We start from the raw sequence: 1,432 nt of genomic DNA on the forward strand, positions 1-1,432 counted from the left end.
CTTGCGGGCCGCCTGATTGGTGCGGCTGCTCTTCGTGGTTGCCTCTTCGCCAGGGACGGCCGCCGAGGACGACTGGGCCGGTACGGCCGTGGTGGCTTCTGCCTGTGCGACCAGGCTCGGGCCCGGTTGAGCCTCGACAGTCGCCTGGGCAAGAGCCCCACCCATGCAGCCGGCCAAGCAGAGCGTTGCCGCGGCCCGGCCCAAGATCCTGCGCCACTTCGAGTGATCGATCACAGTGGCTCCCTCTCGATCGGTGAGCCGCTGTCTTGCCGATCCAGAACGACGGGCGGCATGTTCGCGGCGGTGGCCAGCAGAATGCGACGCCCGGACCAACGCACGACATGCAGCTGAACTTGCGGGTTCAGACGGGTCGTGGCCTCGACTTCGAGCCCGCCTTGCGAAGGCGCACGCCGGCCGGCAGCCGCTGTGGCCGGCGCCCAGCGCGCCAGCCAACCCGGACGAGCCGCCGCACCGCGCCACTTCACCGCCACGGCCACCAGGATCAGCAGCAGCAACAGCAGGGCGCCAGCCCAGGGAAAGCCCACCTCGGCGGAATCCGGCCTGAACGGCAGGGGCGCGACGGTAGATGCCGAAGGCGCGGAGACGACATCGCTCGCGCTGCGGCCAGGCTCTTCGAGTGCCATGGTCGGTTAGCTGTTGAGCGGCAGGGGCAACTCGGTCAATCGAACGCCGAAGTAGTCGCCGACGGCAACCAGTTGACCGCGTGCCACGACCCTGCCTTCGAGCATCAGGTCGATGGCGCCATCCACTTCCCTGTCGAGCGTGACGACTTGCCCGACCTTCGCACAGGCCAGTTCGCCCACGGTCATCACGGCCTCGCCGACGCACACCTGAAGTCGCGCCTTGACGTCGAGCAATGGGCTCTGGGGCGAGCTGAGGTTTGCGGCCGAAGCCGGCGGATCCTTGGCTTCGGGCAGCGCGATCAGCTGGGCCTCGGCCGTCTTGTCGGATGAAGTCTTGTCGTTCGGGTTGTTCATCTGTGGGTCCTGATTCAAAGGTCACTGCCGGTCGTTGGCAGAAGTCAGCGCAACGGCCATGTGGCCCGATCGTTGTGCCAGCCATCCGTTGAAAAGCGGTGACGCCTGCGGGGCGCCCTGCCCCGCCTCGATGGCCAGCGGCATGTCCAGTCGCTGCGGCGTCACCAGGACGTCGCCCAGCCGGAGGCCCATCAATTCGCCCAGGGACAGCGTCACGTCGGCCATGCGCGCGCGCACTGCGACCGGTTGATTCGCCACTTGCACATCGAGCGCAGACAGGCCGCCTTGCGCCRCCGACCTGGACGGCCGTCTCGCTCGCGGCCACGCGTCGTGGCGTCCTTGAAGCTTCAGCTCGATCGATTGCACGCCCTGGATGCGGCATTCGACAAGCACCGCGCCCGACCATGCCTTGGGCTGCGATGGCGAGGAAACCG

General features: G+C 67.9%; 3 protein-coding genes. All 3 read right to left on the reverse strand.

Features of this window, described 5'->3' with window-relative positions:
- Positions 1-230 precede the first annotated feature (230 nt).
- Entirely contained in the window at positions 231-644 is a 414-nt protein-coding gene (locus AC1DYI_RS35565) for a hypothetical protein (RefSeq protein ID WP_477208804.1), read from the reverse strand.
- Positions 645-650: 6 nt separating this feature from the next.
- The gene (locus tag AC1DYI_RS35570) at positions 651-998 is read right to left on the reverse strand and encodes a FliM/FliN family flagellar motor switch protein (protein ID WP_477208805.1); all 348 of its coding nucleotides are present in this window, start codon (positions 996-998) and stop codon (positions 651-653) included.
- 21 nt (positions 999-1,019) lie between these two features.
- The coding region (locus tag AC1DYI_RS35575) for a FliM/FliN family flagellar motor switch protein (protein ID WP_477208806.1) at positions 1,020-1,432 on the reverse strand (413 nt) is incomplete at its 5' end.

Source organism: Ideonella sp. P3_A4 (assembly GCF_056403075.1).

Excerpts from the sequence above, each read along its gene's own strand:
- AC1DYI_RS35565 (WP_477208804.1), bottom strand. The coding sequence starts at position 644 with ATGGCACTCGAAGAGCCTGGCCGCAGCGCGAGCGATGTCGTCTCCGCG.
- AC1DYI_RS35570 (WP_477208805.1), bottom strand. The coding sequence starts at position 998 with ATGAACAACCCGAACGACAAGACTTCATCCGACAAGACGGCCGAGGCC.